General features: G+C 72.4%; 14 protein-coding genes and 1 pseudogene. 6 read left to right on the top strand and 9 right to left on the bottom strand.

Going from position 1 to position 15,769, the window contains the following annotated elements; genetic code table 11:
* Window positions 1-39: 39 nt before the first annotated feature.
* The 3 genes from OG259_RS26340 to OG259_RS26330 all read right to left on the bottom strand — a co-directional run bounded on the left by OG259_RS26340 (window position 40) and on the right by OG259_RS26330 (window position 3,055).
* Window positions 40-807, bottom strand: coding sequence for a GntR family transcriptional regulator (locus OG259_RS26340; RefSeq protein WP_328944505.1), 768 nt, complete (start codon window positions 805-807; stop codon window positions 40-42).
* 50 nt (window positions 808-857) lie between these two features.
* Window positions 858-1,790, bottom strand: a complete 933-nt coding sequence (locus tag OG259_RS26335; protein WP_328944504.1) for a hypothetical protein — start codon at window positions 1,788-1,790, stop codon at window positions 858-860.
* Window positions 1,791-1,993: 203 nt separating this feature from the next.
* Window positions 1,994-3,055, bottom strand: coding sequence for an ROK family transcriptional regulator (locus tag OG259_RS26330; protein WP_328944503.1), 1,062 nt, complete (start codon window positions 3,053-3,055; stop codon window positions 1,994-1,996).
* A gap of 71 nt (window positions 3,056-3,126) precedes the next feature.
* Between OG259_RS26330 and OG259_RS26325 the strand changes: the two genes are divergently transcribed.
* Both OG259_RS26325 and OG259_RS26320 read left to right on the top strand, forming a co-directional pair.
* Window positions 3,127-4,248 (top strand): Gfo/Idh/MocA family protein, encoded by a 1,122-nt coding sequence (locus tag OG259_RS26325; protein WP_328947180.1) that lies wholly within the window; start codon window positions 3,127-3,129, stop codon window positions 4,246-4,248.
* Complete coding sequence (locus OG259_RS26320; protein ID WP_328944502.1) at window positions 4,245-4,730, top strand: heme-degrading domain-containing protein; 486 nt, start codon at window positions 4,245-4,247, stop codon at window positions 4,728-4,730. Before OG259_RS26325 ends, OG259_RS26320 begins: the two co-directional genes overlap by 4 nt.
* Before the next feature lie 112 nt (window positions 4,731-4,842).
* On the opposite strand, the gene OG259_RS26315 is transcribed toward OG259_RS26320, so the two are convergent.
* From OG259_RS26315 to OG259_RS26300, 4 genes are all read right to left on the bottom strand, one after another.
* On the bottom strand, window positions 4,843-5,700 hold the full coding sequence (locus tag OG259_RS26315; protein WP_328944501.1) for a fumarylacetoacetate hydrolase family protein: 858 nt from the start codon (window positions 5,698-5,700) through the stop codon (window positions 4,843-4,845).
* Window positions 5,701-5,838: 138 nt separating this feature from the next.
* Entirely contained in the window at window positions 5,839-6,579 is a 741-nt protein-coding gene (locus OG259_RS26310; RefSeq protein ID WP_328944500.1) for a YidC/Oxa1 family membrane protein insertase, read from the bottom strand.
* Window positions 6,580-6,692: 113 nt separating this feature from the next.
* Window positions 6,693-6,989, bottom strand: coding sequence for a DUF6412 domain-containing protein (locus OG259_RS26305; protein ID WP_328944499.1), 297 nt, complete (start codon window positions 6,987-6,989; stop codon window positions 6,693-6,695).
* A gap of 87 nt (window positions 6,990-7,076) precedes the next feature.
* Window positions 7,077-7,607: a winged helix-turn-helix transcriptional regulator gene (locus OG259_RS26300; RefSeq protein WP_328944498.1), complete on the bottom strand. Its 531-nt coding sequence runs from the start codon at window positions 7,605-7,607 to the stop codon at window positions 7,077-7,079.
* Window positions 7,608-7,710: 103 nt separating this feature from the next.
* Between OG259_RS26300 and OG259_RS26295 the strand changes: the two genes are divergently transcribed.
* Window positions 7,711-9,309 (top strand): MFS transporter, encoded by a 1,599-nt coding sequence (locus tag OG259_RS26295; RefSeq protein ID WP_328944497.1) that lies wholly within the window; start codon window positions 7,711-7,713, stop codon window positions 9,307-9,309.
* 23 nt (window positions 9,310-9,332) lie between these two features.
* Here OG259_RS26295 and OG259_RS26290 read toward each other — a convergent pair.
* Window positions 9,333-10,089, bottom strand: a pseudogene (locus OG259_RS26290) (class E sortase).
* 135 nt (window positions 10,090-10,224) lie between these two features.
* Between OG259_RS26290 and OG259_RS26285 the strand changes: the two are divergent.
* From OG259_RS26285 to OG259_RS26275, 3 genes are all read left to right on the top strand, one after another.
* The gene (locus OG259_RS26285; RefSeq protein WP_328944496.1) at window positions 10,225-11,223 is read left to right on the top strand and encodes an SEC-C domain-containing protein; all 999 of its coding nucleotides are present in this window, start codon (window positions 10,225-10,227) and stop codon (window positions 11,221-11,223) included.
* 69 nt (window positions 11,224-11,292) lie between these two features.
* Window positions 11,293-11,721, top strand: coding sequence for a very short patch repair endonuclease (locus OG259_RS26280; protein ID WP_328947179.1), 429 nt, complete (start codon window positions 11,293-11,295; stop codon window positions 11,719-11,721).
* Between the two features lie 542 nt (window positions 11,722-12,263).
* Entirely contained in the window at window positions 12,264-13,835 is a 1,572-nt protein-coding gene (locus OG259_RS26275; protein ID WP_328944495.1) for a DNA cytosine methyltransferase, read from the top strand.
* 68 nt (window positions 13,836-13,903) lie between these two features.
* Here the strand turns inward: OG259_RS26275 and OG259_RS26270 are convergent, their stop codons facing one another.
* Entirely contained in the window at window positions 13,904-15,769 is a 1,866-nt protein-coding gene (locus tag OG259_RS26270; RefSeq protein WP_328944494.1) for a DUF1998 domain-containing protein, read from the bottom strand.

The following is a 15,769-nucleotide window of genomic DNA, read 5'->3' as shown; positions in this document are numbered from 1 at the left end:
TGATGGTTCTCCGCGTTCGGCCCGCCGCTCGGCCCCCGATCAGCCCCGCTGCCCCAGGTGGGCGGTGAAGCTGAAGCGGTCGCCGCGGTAGAGGGTGCGGACCCGCTCCAGGGGCCGCCCGGCGGTGTCCCGGGACACGCGGTGGAGCAGCAGCATCGGCAGCGCCGGCGGGGTGCCGATGAGGAGGGCCTCGCGGGGGGTCGCGAGCACCGTCTCGATGCGCTCGTCGGCGTCGCCGAAGGAGATGCCGAGGCGGTCGTGGAGGTAGGAGTAGAAGGAGGAGTCCGGGTCGAACTCGGTGTCCAGGTGCGGGGCGCGGGCCTCGGACACGTACGTGCTCTCCAGGCCGACCCGCTCGTCGTCGGCGAGCAGCACGCGTTCCATGTGCCAGACGGGCTCGCCGCGTTCGGTGCCGACCTCGGGGGCGAGCGCCTCCGGGCAGGGGAACCGGTCGAGCGAGATGAGGCTGCGGCCGGGGCGGAGGCCCTGCCGGCGGACGCCCTCCGTGTAGCTCGCGAGCGAGAGCGGCTGTTCCAGCTTGGGGCCCGCGACGACCGTGCCCCGGCCCTGCCGGCGCAGCCGCCCCTCCAGGAGGAGTTCGCGCAGCGCCTGCCGGACCGTCTCGCGGGACACCTCGTACCGGACGGCGAGGTCGCGCTCGGTGGGCAGCAGCCCACCCTCTCCCAACTCGTCGACCATCAGGGCGAGTTTCGCCTTGACGGCGTAGTACTTGGGCACGCGGCCGTGCTCCGGGATGCCGGAGTTGACGGGGGCGCCGGGGGTGCCGGGGGCGTTCTGGTAGTTCACCGGGGGATGGTCGCAGACGGGGATGAACGGGAAGGTGTACGCACCATGGCTCAGCGGTGCCGGAGACGGCGGCGGCCGGCCCGGACGACGACGGCACCGAGGAGGACGAGCGCGGCGGCGAACGGGGCGAGGAGCTTGACGTACCCCTCCGACTCCCGCCCCGTACTGGCGAGTTCGCCGTTCGGACCGGCGGGTACGCGGTCTCCGGGGTCCTCGGTGGTGGAGCCCGGCGGGCGCGGCGTGGTCCCCGGGGGCCGGGAGGGGGTGGCCGCGTCGGGTCTGCCGGATGTGTCAGGTACGGGATCTCCGGAGGCTTCGGGGTGCGCCGGTCCGACGGTCAGGCGGTAGTCGCCGGACTCACCGACCCAGTCGCCGTCGGTGCCCCGGCGCTGCACGACCGCCGCGTTCACGACGACCTCGTCGGGGGCGGTCTCCGGACGGAAGGCGAGGCGTACGGGGACGGTCAGGGTCCTGCCCGCGGGCACCACGAAGCCGTCGAAGCCGGTGAACGCGCCCACGTTCTCCGCCTGTTCGGTCGCCTCGAAGGCCACGGGCCGCCAGCGCGCGGCCCCGTCGTCGTAGAACTCGAACCGGATCTGCTCGGGCCGCAGCACCCGCTGCTCGTCGGTGAGGACGAGCACGGGGTGAATGCCGGAGCAGATGGCGTCGGTGGTGTTGGTGAGATCGAGCTTCCACTCCTGGAGGGGCCCGCCGGCGGGGTAGTCGACGGGCCCGCCGTGGATCCGGGTGTCGAGGGGGAACGCGGAGCCGGAGGGGCTGCCGCAGGCGGGCGCGGGGGGATCGGGGGCGGGAATGTCGGGAGCGGCCTGCGCCGGGGCGGGGGCCGTCGTGGAGGGCGCCGAGGGGGCCTGTGCGGTCAGGGCGGGGGACGCCAGGGCCAGGTGGGCCGTCGCGGTGGCCGCCAGCGCGGCCGCCGTGGTCAGGGCGCGGGCGCTGCGCGGTCGCAGGGGGGCGGATGCCATGGGCCGGGCCTTTGCTCTCGCGGACGTACGGATCGGCCGCGACGCTGCCATGCCGCAGGGGTGACGGCCGGGCAGCGACACCGTGTCCGCCCCCGGACGGCCCGGCCGATCCGCCCGATCGGCCTACTGTCGTACGTACCGCTCTACCTCTCTGCCTACTTCCGGCTTTACCTCTCCGCCTACTTCCCGCTTTACCTCTCCGCCTACTTCCCGAAGATCGGGGCGAGGATCAGCCACGCGGCCCCTTCCGCCACCGCGTCCCGCTCCCCCGCCACCCCCACCGGGGCCGTCAGACCGAGCCCGGCCAGGACCTCCCGTACCCCTGTCGCGAACACCTCCGGCGCGGCGAGCACCACCCGGCCGCCGAGCAGGACCTGGTCGATGTCCAGGAGGCGCACGAGGTTGGCCGCGCCCGCGCCGAGGATGCGCGCCGCCTCGGCCAGGTCGCCGCGAGCGACCGCCGCCAGACACAGGACCTCCAGGCAGCCGCGCCCGCCGCACTCGCACGGGGGCCCGTCGAGCTGGACGGTCTGGTGGCCGAGTTCGCCCGCGCCCGTCCTGTCGCCCCGGAGCGGCGCCCCGCCGAGGACCAGCCCCGCGCCCAGACCCGTACCGAGGTGGACGTACGCGAAGGAACCGGGGGCGGTGGGGCGGACGGCGAGGCCGAGGGCGGCGGCGTTGGTGTCCTTGTCGAGGACGACGGGCAGTCCGAGGCGCCGGGTCAGCTCCGCCCGGACGGGATGGCCGTCCCACTCGGGGAAGCCCGTCACCCGGCCCGGCACGCCCGCGCGGTGGTCGAGCGGTCCGGGCATCGCGAGCCCGGCGCCGAGGACCGCGCCGGGCGCCTCGGCCACGAGGTCCCGGACCTCCTCCGCGACCGTGTCCATGACCGGCCCCGCCCCCGCCCCCAGGTCCAGGGCGCGCCGGCGCAGGGCGACGGCGGTGCCCGCGAGGTCGGTGAGGAGGGTGGTCAGCTCGTCGCGGTCGAGGTGGACGCCGACCGCGTACCCGGCGGTGGGGACGAGCCGCAGGACCGTGCGCGGCTTGCCGCCGGTGGAGGCGCGGTGGCCGGCCTCCGTCGCGAGGCCCTCGGTCCGGAGCCGTGCGGTGATCTTGCTGACGGCCTGCGGGGTGAGCCCGGTCCGCTCGGCGAGCTCCAGACGGCTGATGCCGGTCTCGCCCGCCGTGCGCAGCAGATCGAGCACGAGCGCCGCGTTGTGGCTGCGCAGCGCCGGCACGTTCACTCCACCCAGGTCCGTCTTCACCTGCCCATTGTCGCTGTCGCTTGCACTTTGGCAACACCGTTGCTTAAGTGAGATGCATGACTGGCACCGACATGACCGGCACGGGCGTCACCGGCCCCGGCCCGACGGGCACCTCCCCCCGCACCCCCCTCCGCGTCGGACTCGTCGGCTACGGCCTCGCGGGCTCCGTCTTCCACGCCCCGCTGATCGCCGCCTCCGAGGACCTCGTCCTCGCCGCGGTCACCACCGGCAACCCCGAGCGGGCCGCCGAGGCCCGCGCCGCCCACCCCGGCGTCCGGATCGTCGCCACCCCCGAGGAGCTGTGGGAGGACGGGGCGGCGGACGAGCTCGACCTGATCGTCGTCGCCTCCCCCAACAAGACGCACGTCGCGATCGCCACGGCCGCCCTGGAGGCCGGCCTCCCGGTCGTCGTCGACAAGCCGCTGGCCGGCACCGCCGCCGAGGCCCGCGCTCTCGCCGCCCTCGCGGAGGAGCGGGGCCTGCTGCTCTCCGTCTTCCAGAACCGCCGCTGGGACAACGACTTCCGCACCCTCCGCCGACTCCTCGACGAGAACGAGCTCGGCGAGGTCCAGCGCTTCGAGTCCCGCTTCGAGCGCTGGCGTCCGCTGCCCAAGGGCGGCTGGCGCGAGTCCGGCGCGCCCACGGAGATCGGCGGGCTGCTCTACGACCTCGGCAGTCACGTCGTCGACCAGGCACTCGTCCTCTTCGGCCCGGTGGTCTCGGTGTACGCCGAGTCGGACGTGCGCCGGCCGGGCGCCGAGGCCGACGACGACACCTTCCTCGCGCTCACCCACGCGAACGGCGTCCGCTCGCACCTGTACGTCAGCGCCACCACCGCCCAGTTGGGCCCCCGCTTCCGGGTGCTCGGGCAGCGCGCGGGCTTCGTGAAGTACGGCCTCGACCCGCAGGAGGCCGACCTGCGCGAGGGGCTGCGGCCCGTGCCGGGCGCGGTGTGGGGCGTGGAACCGAAGGAGCTGTCGGGCCGGCTCGGCGCCGGCGAGTCGCCGCTGACCGGCGGCGGAACCCCGGTCGAATCACTGCCGGGCGACTACCCGGCGTACTACGCGGCCGTCGCCGCCGCCCTGCGCGGCACCGGCGAGAACCCGGTGACGGCGCACGAGGCCGCGGCCGCGCTCGACGTCCTGGAGGCGGCGAGGAAGTCCGCCCGCGAGGGAATCACGGTGGCGCTGTGAACGACCGGGAGGTGAGCGAACTGGAGGCCCAGGAAGCACGGCTGGTCCTCCCCCGGTTCACGTACGAGGACGCCTGGACGCTCGGCACCCTGCTCGTCGGCATGGCGCGCGAGCGGGAGGCCCCGGTGGCGATCGACATCCGGCGCGGGCCGCAGCAGCTCTTCCACTGCGCGCTGCCGGGGTCGAGCGCGGACAACGACGCCTGGATCGACCGCAAGCGACGGGTCGTCGAGCGGTACGGCGTGAGCTCGTTCCTGGTCGGCGCCCGGTTCCGCGCCAAGGGGACGACCTTCGAGGCGTCCTCGCGCCTCGACCCCGACCGGTTCGCTGCGCACGGCGGCGCGTTCCCGGTCGCGGTCGACGGCGTGGGCGTGATCGGCTCGGTCACGGTCTCGGGGCTGCCGCAGGCCGAGGACCACGCCATGGTCGTCGAGGCGCTGGAGCGCCTGCTCGGTTCGTCCGGCGCCGCCGACGCCGGCTGACGATCACGAGCGCGCCGCCGCCGAGGGCGAGACCGACGGCGGTGGCGCCCATGACGATCTGCCCCACCGGTCGACCAGCCACCGGTCGACGAGGGAAAGGGCCGATCGGGGATCAGGCGCCCTTGAGCTCCTGGCGCTGCCGGCCGAGCCCGTCGACCTCCAGCTCGACGACGTCACCGGGGCGCAGGTACGGCTTGGGCTCCGGCTGCCCCATGGCGACGCCCGCGGGCGTGCCGGTGTTGATGATGTCGCCCGGGTAGAGGGTCATGAACCGGCTGACGTACCGGACGACCTCGGCGACCGGGAAGATCTGGTCCGAGGTGTGCCCGTCCTGCTTGAGCTCGCCGTTGACCCAGAGCCGGAGGCCGAGCGCCTGCGGGTCGGGCACTTCGTCGGCGGTGACCAGCCAGGGGCCGAGGGGGTTGAAGGTCTCGCAGTTCTTGCCCTTGTCCCAGGTGCCGCCGCGCTCGATCTGGAACTCGCGCTCGGAGACGTCGTGGGCGACGGCGTACCCGGCGACGTGCGCGAGGGCCTCCTCGTCGGTCTCCAGGTAGCGGGCGGTGCGGCCGATGACGATGGCGAGCTCCACCTCCCAGTCGGTCTTCACCGAGCCGCGCGGCACGAGCACGGTGTCGTCCGGGCCGACGACGGTGTCGGCGGCCTTGAGGAAGACGACGGGCTCGGCGGGGGTGGCCTGGCCGGTCTCGGCGGCGTGCCCGTGGTAGTTCAGCCCGATGCACACGACCTTGCCGATCCGGGCGACGGGCGGGCCGACGCGCAGCCCGGTCGCGTCGAGCGCGGGCAGCACACCGGCACCGGCGGCCGCCCGTACCCGGTCGAGGGCGGAGGCGTCGGCGAGCAGACTGCCGTCGATGTCGTCGACCAGCGCGGACAGGTCGCGAAGCGTCCCGTCCCGGTCGAGCAGGGCGGGACGCTCGGCTCCCGGCGGGCCGACACGCAGCAGCTTCATGGACTTCTCCCTGTGGTCGAGGCGGGCCCGGGAAAGGGCCCTGAGGTACCCCGGCCGATGGAGTGCGGCCATCGGAGGATTGGTCGATCCTCCAAGAGAACGGGTCACTCTGCAAGACCCCGTTCAGCCACTGGACCCTTACGCGCGAGTAGCAACGGGCGCGGACCGCTCCTTCTCGCCCCGCTCCCGGAAGAGAAGGGCCCGTTCGACGGCGGTCCAGGTGGTGCTGGTGACGACGTAGAGGGCGGCGGCGAGGGGGACGACGGCGACCGTGATCAGGGTGGCGAAGGAGAGCAGCGGCATCACCTTGGCGATGGCACCCGCACCCGGTGTGGGCTGCCCCAGGTCGAGGGGCTGGGCGGCGAGCTGCGCCTTCGTGCGCCGGTACGTGAACGTGGCGACGGCGGCGACGAGCGCGAAGAGGACGAGGTAGACCCGTCCGGCCGGGCCGAGGACACCGCCGTGCGAGAGGGCGTCGGCCCAGTGGTCGCCGAGCGGGGCGGCGAGGAGGGTGTGCCCGGCCATCCGGTCGCCGGCGAACAGGTGGTACATGAGCAGGAACGCGGGCGCCTGGAGCAGGCTGGGCAGGATCCCGGCGAACGGCGAGACCTTCTCCCGCGCGTGCAGCTCCGTCACCGCCTTCCGCAGCCGCTCGGGGTTCTTCGCGTGCTTCTTGCGGAGCGCGGCGAGCTCCGGCGCGATCCGGGTGCGCGCCTTCTGGCCACGGGCCGAGGCCCGGGACAGCGGATGGATCGCGAGCCGTACGAGCATCGTGAAGAGGACGATCGCGGCGGCCGTGGCGGTGGTGGCGAAGAGCGGCTGGAGCAGGTCGGCGAGCCGCTCGACCAGGGAGCCGAAGGCGGAAAGGATGACGGACAAGGGGAGCCCTCCGTGGGGTCTCGTCGTGCCGGGGAGATGTCGGGTCTCGGCATGACGGATCCGCGCGGGGATGCCCGGTGAGCGTGTCCGGGGTGAGGTGGTGCGGGGGCTCCCTACGCGGCCGTCAGGAGGGGACGGCCGGGAGCGCGGGGTCTGCGACGCCCTGCGGCGTCGGGGTCGCGCTGGGGCAGGAAGGCGGTGCGCCGCTCACGGTCGCGGATGGCGGTACGGACGGCGGTGCGGGGCACGGCCGGGGCCGTACGGGCTCCGAACAGGGCGCAGACGACGGTGGTCGCGGCGAGCGCGACGGCGGCGGAGACGCCACCGCCGTCGGAGAGGAGGAGGTCGGCGAGGGCGAGGAGGAAGAACAGCGGCGCGAGGACGCGCAGAGCAAGGCTGCTGGTCGTCATTCGGCCACCTCCTCTCTCCCGTGTCACGCGGTTTCTCATCGAGAGGACGTACGGAGCGGCTCAGGAGTTCCCGCACTCGGGCCGTGTTCAGAATTTCGCGTGGTCCAGGGCGACGAGGAGGCGGCGGGGGCCGAGGAGGGCGCGGCTGACCGGGTCGGCGGGGTCCCGGTCGAGCCCGGCGCCGGGCCGCATCTCGACGTCGGCGGGCGGTACGGGGACGCGGCAGGCCGGGCATTCGCCGTACGGACCGAGTTCGGTGCCGCAGTCGGCGTGGTGGAAGTGGCGTACCGGTACGGCTCCGGGGACCTCGGCCCGGCCCCAGGCGCCGAGCGACCGCAGGACGGGCCAGAGGGCGAGCCCGCGTTCGGTGAGCACGTACTCGTCCCGCGGGGGCGACTCCTGGTAGCGCCGCCGGTCGAGGACGCCGGCCTCGACGAGGGCCTGGAGGCGGGCGGCGAGGACGGCGCGGGGGGCGCCGAGATGGACGAGGAAGTCGTTGTAGCGGCGGACGCCGTAGAAGGCGTCGCGGACGACGAGAAGGGTCCAGCGCTCACCGATGACTTCGAGGGCGCGGGCGATGGAGCACTGCTGGTGGGCGTAGTCCTTGCCGAGAGCCATGGGGCCATCGTACCCAACCCAGGTTCATTGACCGAACCTTCCTGGTACGTTGAGTCTTCACTGAAGAGTTCGTTCACCGAACCGACGGGTGGAGGTCCCTGCCATGCCCCAGCTCGCGTCCACCACCGACGCCGACGCCTCAGCCCCGCCCCACGGCACCCGCCCCCGGGCCGCGCTCGCCGTCACCGCCGCGGCCACCGCCGTCGCGCTGATGAACTACACGGCCCCGATGCTCACCCTCCCCGACATGGCCACCGCGTTCGGGACCCCGGCCTCGGCCCAGGCCTGGCTGCTCAACGGCACCCCGCTCGGCCTCGCCGTCCTCCTCCTGGTGGCCGGCAGCCTCGCCGACGCGCACGGGCGCCGCCGGGTCTTCCTGCTCGGCACCCTCGCTCTCGGCGTCACCACCGCGCTCGGCGCGTTCGCGGGCTCCACGGCCGGCTTCACCGCGGCCCGGATCGCGCAGGGCGCGGCGAGCGCGGCGGTCCTCGCAGGCAGCCTCGGCCTGCTGGCCCACGCGTACCCGGCGGGCCGGGACCGGATCAGGGCGACCGGCGTCTGGGGCGCGTCCGTCAGCGCCGGCATCGCGCTGGGCCCGCTGCTCGCGGGAGTGCTGAGTCTGGTGGACTGGCGCCTCGCCTACGAGGTGCTGGGCGCTGCGGCCCTCGTGATCGCGGCGGCGGGGTCGCGACTGCTGAGGACTGACGAAGCGGCACCGGAGCGGTCGGGGTCGGGCTCGGAGTCGGGGTCGGCGTCGGGCTCGGGGTCGGGCTCGGGGTCGGGCTCGGAGTCGGGCTCGGAGTCGGGGTCGGGGTCGGGCTCGGGGTCGGGCTCGGAGTCGGGCTCGGAGTCGGGCTCGGAGTCGGGCTCGGGGTCGGGGTCGGGGTCGGGGTCGGGCTCCCGCCGTCGGCCGCGTCCGCGTCCGGACATCGCGGGCGCGACAGCCCTCGGTCTGGCCCTGGCGGCCCTGCTCACGGCACTCACCCTCGGCCGGGACGGCTGGCTGCGCCCGCACGTGGGCCTGCTCCTGCTCGCCTCCCTCGCACTGACGGCACTGTTCGTGGCGGTCGAGCACCGGAGCCGTACGCCCATGGTGGACCTGGCGCTGCTGCGGCGGCCCGCGTTCCTGGCATCGACGCTGGGGGCGCTGTTCACGGGCCTTGCGGTGATCGGCCTGTTCAGCGTCGTGCCGGCGCTGCTCCAGGCCGGGGGCGGGATGTCGCCGCTGGGCGCGGCGTGGCTGTTCGTGCTCTGGTCGGGCACGGCGTTCGTGGTGGCCCTGCAGGCCCGCCGGCTCGCGGGCCGGCTCTCGGCCCCGTACCAACTGGCCCTGGGTTTCGCCCTGTCGGCGGCGGGGGTCCTGGCCCTGCTCGGCGGGCTGGCAGGCCCGGCGGACTCCTGGCCCCGCCTCCTGTCGGGCCTCCTGGTCGCGGGCGCGGGAAGCGGCCTCCTGAACGCCGCCCTGCCGCGCCTCGCGGTCGACTCCGTGCCGCCGGAGCGGGCGGCGATGGGCTCGGGCGCCAACAACACGGCGCGCTACATCGGTTCCTCGGCGGGCGTGGCCCTGATGCTGGCCCTCGCGACGACGGGAACGGGCCCGGACACCGCGGTCCTGGTGTCGGCGGCCCTGGCCCTCACGGGCGCCGCACTCACCCTCGCACTGGCACGACGACACCGACGAAGCCCCGCCCAGCAGCACTAAGACGACGGCGGACGGGCGTCAGATCACCCCGCAGAGACCAACTTCGCCCACACCACAAGCCGATAGGCGCTGCTGAATTCGGGGGTGCAGGTGGTGAGGGTGAGATAGGCGCCGGGAGCCTCGTACCCGTACGAGGGCTTGACGAGCGACCGGGGCACGGCCCGGATGACCCCCACGTCACGGGGAGCGGTGCGGGGCAGGATCTGGTCGACGCGGTAGGTGTACGTGGCGTCCCGGGTCCGTACGGAGATCTCGTCGCCCTTCGCCAGCCGGTTGAGGTACCGGAAGGGCTCGCCGTGGGTGTTCCGGTGCCCGGCGAGCGCGAAGTTCCCTGCCCGGCCGGGGGTGGCGGTGCCGGGGTAGTGCCCGACGTACCCCTTGTCGAGGACGGACCGCTTGGAGACGCCGTGGGCGACGGGGGCGGTGAGGCCGAGACGGGGGATACGGAGAACGGCGAAAGCGTCCGAGGAGGAGGGGGCGGGGGGGCCGGGTTTGGCTCGGCGCACGAGAGGTGTCACCGCCAGGAACCCCACCGACCCCCGCAGAACCATCGAGGGAAGGCTCGACGGAGGGAGGGACAGGGAGACTGGCGGATGCACCGGCAGGGGAATCCACGGGCGAATCAACGGGGGGAGAGATGTCCCACTCCCGCTCAAGCACACGCACTTGCTCGCGGGCCTGGGCGCGGGCCTCCTGGTTGGTCCACCAGAGCTGGTGGACGACGAGGAGCAGAAGGACAACGCCACAGGTGACGACGGTCTCGGCGCACATCCACAGCATCCGGGCACCCGTACGGCGCCGTCCTCGCGACTGGACGACGACCGGCACCCGCTCCCCTGCTCTGGCCCGCACGCGGGGCACGATAAGCGCTGAGGCGCCAACTCTCCAGGCACGTACAGCAGTACGGTGGAGCGTATGCGCCCCGACACGCCTTCCGCCCACGCCACCGAAGCCGAGCGCCTGCTGCGCACCGCCGCGCAGTACCCGGAGGATCGGGAGCCGCTGCTCCTCCAGGCCGCGGCCCACCTTGAACTGGCGGGCGACCGCCCGGCGGCCACGGCCCTCTACGACTCTCTGCTGTCCCCCGCGCCGGCGAACCCGCACCTGATCAGGGCGCTGAAGGCGGCGAACCTGTGGGAGTACGGCCACGAGGCCGAGGCCCGGGCGATCATCGACGGCGTCCGGAGGGCGCGGCCGGCGGAGGCGGCCCCGTGGGAGATCACGGCGGAGACGCTGGAGGCGCACGACGAGCTGGAGGCGGCGGAGTCGATGCTGACGGAGGCGGCGGCACTCCTGGTGGCGGAGTCGGAGGACCTCCCCCATGCGACCCAGTCGCTGGTGATCACCCGCCACCGGATCCGCAGGATGCTGGCGCTGCCGCACGACGACGAGGACGTACTCGCGGACCGGCTGCACACGGGCGCCGTCCCCCTGGACGAACTCCACGACCCGAAGCGCCTGTGGGCGCTGGGCTCGGAGGACCCGGCGGAACTCCAGGCGGAAATCGCGAGGCTCCGCTCAGAACTGGGCACATACCGCACGGCCCTGTCCCGCCCGTTCCCTGTGGCGGTCCTGCACTGGCCGGAACCGGAACTGGACGAACTGCTGGCCGCGTACCCGGAACTAGAGGCGGAGTACCCCACGTACCGGGCACACCTGACAGACATCGAAGCGTCCCTCCGCGAACTCTCCCAGGCAGGCACCCCCAACCTAGGCACCGTCCGCGCCACAGTCCCCTCCTACGAAGCCTTCGCCGCCTCAGAATCCACCCGTCCGTCGAACGCGGACCTGCTCCCGCAGTACGCAACGACGTTGGCGGCCCGAGGGCGCGCGGTGGGGTGGCCGCCGGCGCGGGGGGAGGAGTGCTGGTGCGGGTCGTCGCGCGGTTACGGGGAGTGCCACGGGGCGGAGTGATCAGCGAACCTCCGGCACAATGCAGGTGTGTCCGAAGCCGTTCCGTCCTCCCCCGCCGTCTCGGCCCGCATGAGCAGGCAGGCCAGCAAGAACACCGCCGCCGAGCTCTCGGTTCGTCGCCTGCTCCATGCGGCCGGCCTGCGCTACCGCGTCGAGCTTCCGGTGCCTGGCATGGCCCGACGGCGGATCGACGTCGCCTTCACTTCCGTCAAGGTGGCCGTGCTGATCGACGGCTGCTTCTGGCACGGCTGCCCCGAGCACGCCACGCAGCCGAAGGCGAATGCCGAGTGGTGGAGGCAGAAGCTGGACCGCAACATGGCTCGCGACGAGGAGACGACCGAACATCTCAAGGCTCAGGGATGGGTGGTCCTGCGCTTCTGGGAGCACATGCCGGCGGACGAGGTCGCGGCGGCAGTACACGCGACGGTGGACCGGGAGCGACTGAGGCGCACCGCCCCGAAGCGCCTCCAAGGGAACGGTCAGGCTACGGATAAGTGATCAACTTCGCTTCGTCGGCGGCAAACTGGCGGTGGCGAGTTGACGTCGGAACCGGAGAGCGCGGGCCTCTCGGCATTCTCGTGGCGCTCGAGAAACCGTGGTCCGGCGCCTTCACCCCACCAAAGTCGACGGTGGACGAGCCCGTCTGTGGCACCGATGCTGGTCGGAGGGCTCGAGGAATCGTGACGGTGCGGACTTCGGCCCGTCCGGTACGAAGCGGCCCTGGACACGCATGGGAGAGCGCCGTCACGAGGGCGGACGAGGTACCGGGGGCGGAGGAGTACGTGTGCTGTGGCTGCGCTCGGACGACCTCGCGCAGATGGTGAAGATCACGGTAAACCAGGCAGCCCTCCTGCAGTCGTCTCTGCCGGAATGGCAGGTCACGGGGCGGAAGACGGCCCCGTACCGGTAGATCGGTCACGCCACTCCCCGCCCGGTGGGCAGGGAACTCGGTGTGGCCATAGCGACCGCTCTACCCTCTGTCCACAGGGCGTAGACAAGGCGTACTACGCACCTCGGCCGGCCGGCTAGAATTCAGGCCCATGAGTCACATCGAAATGGAACGCTCCTCACCAGCGAAGTTCCGCATCCTGGACCTCTTCGCCGGCCCCGGTGGGCTCGATGTGGCTGCGCATGTGCTCGGGCACGAGGTGACCGGCATCGAGTGGGACGCCGGAGCATGTGCGACCCGCGCCAAGGCAGGCATGGACACCTTCCAGGGCGACGTCCGGCAGTACCGTGCCGCCTTCTTTCCGCATGCCCAGGTGCTGACCGGTGGTCCGCCCTGCCAGACCTTTACCGTCGCAGGGCACGGCGCGGGCCGCAGGGCGCTGGACGACGTGCTCCGGTACATCGATCGTCTGCACAGGGCAGTGCGCAACACTGCTGATGCCCCTGACCCGCTATCGGCCTGGATGCATGTCTTCCGTACCTGGCGGCAGATCCACGAGGAACTCAGGCGCAAGGAGGTCGAGGCCCGGGCTCTCAAGGCCGAGAAGCGCGCGGTGGAGCAGTCCAGGACCGAGAAGCGCAAGGCCATACGGAAGAGGCTCGAGGAACTGGGGAACTCGGCGGAGGAGGCGAAGCGGTTCCTGAAGGAGCTCAAAGCGCCTCAGACCCTCGAATTCCCGGATGCCGGGCTCACCTGTCTGCTCAAGGAATTCGGCGACCTGGACGGCGTGCTCGAAAAGCTGAAGGCCAGACTCGAGGAGCTCGGCGACGAGCGGACCGGACTCGTCCTGCAGCCCCTGTGGTGGATCATCGAGCGGAGCAGGCGGCCAGGCGCGACGGCCTACGAGGCCGTCGTCCTGGAACAGGTGCCGGCGGTGATGCGGGTGTGGGAGGAGTATGCCGCGGTGCTCGACACCCTCGAATACCGGACCGCGACGCAGTTCCTGCACACCGAGGCCTTCGGCGTTCCCCAGACCCGACGGCGCGCCGTGCTGATCGCCCGGCTCGGCAGGGCAGGCCGTGATCCTCTGCCGCAGGTGAGGGAGACCCACGAGCCGTACCACCGCGGCGTTTCCCGCAGCGGGCCGTCGAAGGCGGGCCACACCGACACCCTCCCTCTGGAGAGCTCCGAGATCGAGAACGGCGGGACCCGGAGGAAGCCCGAGAAGTGGGTCTCCATGGAGACCGCGCTGAAGGCCGCGCGGCCGTTCTCGGACAAGGTCCGCCCCCGTCCCCCGTTCACCGTCGTCTCCAACTACGGCACCGGCGGCGTGCCGGAGGCTCGCGGCCGGCGTGACCACGACACCCCTTCCGCCACGATCACCGGAAAGGTGTCGCGGAACCGCGTGGTCCACAAGGGCACCGACAAGGACCTCGATGACGACCTCGCCCGTTTCAACGGTGCCGAGGCAGGAGTGCTGCAGACGTTCCCCGCCGCCTACCCCTGGGACGGCAACGACGTGTCACAGCAGATCGGCAATGCCGTACCCCCCCGGCTCGCCCTGCACGTACTGCGACACGTGCTCGATCCCGAGCTGGACGAGGACGAGGTCGCGGCCAGGCTGGACCAGGGCGTCAAGGACCTGGTGGCCTGGAAGCCGGAGCGAACGGTGGAACCCCTCGGGCACCGTGGCCTGAAGGGCCACCCGCTCACCGGCAGGTGACCCTCCGCTCAGCCCAGCGAAGCAGGGCCCTGCCCCCCCGCCTCGCGAGGGGGTGCCGAGCCCGGCTCTCACCTACTGAAGAATCCCAGGGCAGACAGGTCCGGCGTACCGATGAGGGTGGCTCGGTCGAGGAGGATGTTGTTGTTCTCGCAGCTGGTCTCCGGGAGCAGGACGCACGCATGGCACGCGGCCAGGTTGAGGCCGTCCGCACCACTCGCCTCGGATTCCATGCACAGGGGATCGTTGGAGCACCAACGCGCTCGGTGCAGGGCCGAGCGCAGAGTGGCGTCGAGCCGGCGGGGGTCACCCTGGGCCACGATGCCACCGAGGCTGCCAGCCGAGTCGCTCGTGGCGGTGTAGATGAGGATGCCCGCCATGTCCTCCTCCGCGTAGAGCCTCTCGCGGAGCGCGGCGGCCGGGTAGCCACCGTCCAGACTCCATTCGTTGATCAGAATGTGCGCGAGGGTGTGAAGAAGCACGAACCGGGGGGTGGCCCGGGATTCGGGGACGGGCTTGTCGGATGAAGCATTGCGCTCGCGCAACAATGCTTCGTGGTTGTTTCGGATCCTTCGCCCCCGAGCGAGGGGGCCCGGCTGCTCCTCCCAGGCGCGGAGGCGGTCGTTGTCGAGTCGCAGGAACACGCCTTCGCCGCTCACTTCGAACGCGGGGAACCATTCAGGCTTTGCCAGGGAGATCGGCGCGCGGCGGTACGGGCCGTCCGCCGGGCTCGGTTCCTCCACCCGTCGGAACGACTGCAGCGCGCGGACCTCGCGCAGCCGCTTGAGCAGCATGACCTGCTCCAGGCCGTGCGCTTCCCTGAGCAGGTCGATCGGGGCATCGGGAGCCTCACAGACGAAGTCCTGCTCACCGGCGTCCGTGCGCTCCGGGTGCGGCTTGCACAGACTGTCGTACTCGCCCCGGTACAGCTCGGCACGGGCATCCTCCTCACACGCTCCCGTCTCCCCGAGCACTGCCGTCTCGTCGCGTGACACCGCCTCCTGCGTACGCCAGCGCTCGATGCAGGCGACGACTTCGTCGGGCGTGTACTGGGGGTGGTGCTTGAGGACGTTCTCGACCTGGACGTACCGCCGGATGAACGCGGCGTCCTCGTCCTTGAGCTTGTCGTACACGCGCGCGGTGATCTTGTCGATCCCTTCGCTCCAGGGCGGGATCGACAGGGCGGAGTGCATGACGGGGAACCAGACCGAGGAGGAACCGCGCTGAAGCGTGCGGGGCGGCTCCTCGCAGCTCTCGGCCGGTGCGTCCTTGAGCCACGGACGACGGCCGCCGCACCGGATACCGAGGTCCTTGAGCGCTTGGCGCCGAAACGCCCCCTCCATCGACACCTCCTCCGCGCCGCAGCTGCAACTGATCCGTACAGCACGCAGTGAGGCCGTCGATCCATCCGCGTGGAACCTGAGTTCGCCTCCACAGCCGCCGGCTTCCGTGCGCTGGGTGCCCCGATGTACCCACTTCCAGAAGGGGAAGTCCTCGAGATGACCTCGGGTGCATGCCATCACGAAGCGGGACGGGACGAGACTCTCCTGACAGGTCGAGCACTCCGCCCTGCCCGCAGGCGAGTTGAACCTGCGGAAGGGCTGCAGAAGCCGGCACTCGGGGCAGGAGTACATCACCGGAAAACGCACGGCCCGGACACCGTCGGTCGCCTTGTCGGGATCCGGCGCGGGAGGCAGGCGGAAGGCCCTGACACCCAGCCTCCGGGCCAACCTCGGCTCCAGGACCAGCGGAGCCTCCGAGATGTCCCACGAATCGATACCGCGCACGAGGAAGGACTCGTTCTCCACCGCGATCATCGCGCCCACGCCATAGGTGGTGATGAGCTGTGCGCGTCGGACCTCGCCGAGACGGCGGGCCGAGCGGACGGGGGTGGCGGGAAGGCCGCGGCGACGGGTGCGGGGGGGTGCGGGGCTCAT

Source organism: Streptomyces sp. NBC_00250 (assembly GCF_036192275.1).
Taxonomy (GTDB): domain Bacteria; phylum Actinomycetota; class Actinomycetes; order Streptomycetales; family Streptomycetaceae; genus Streptomyces.
This window is presented reverse-complemented; position numbering and strand designations above follow the sequence as displayed.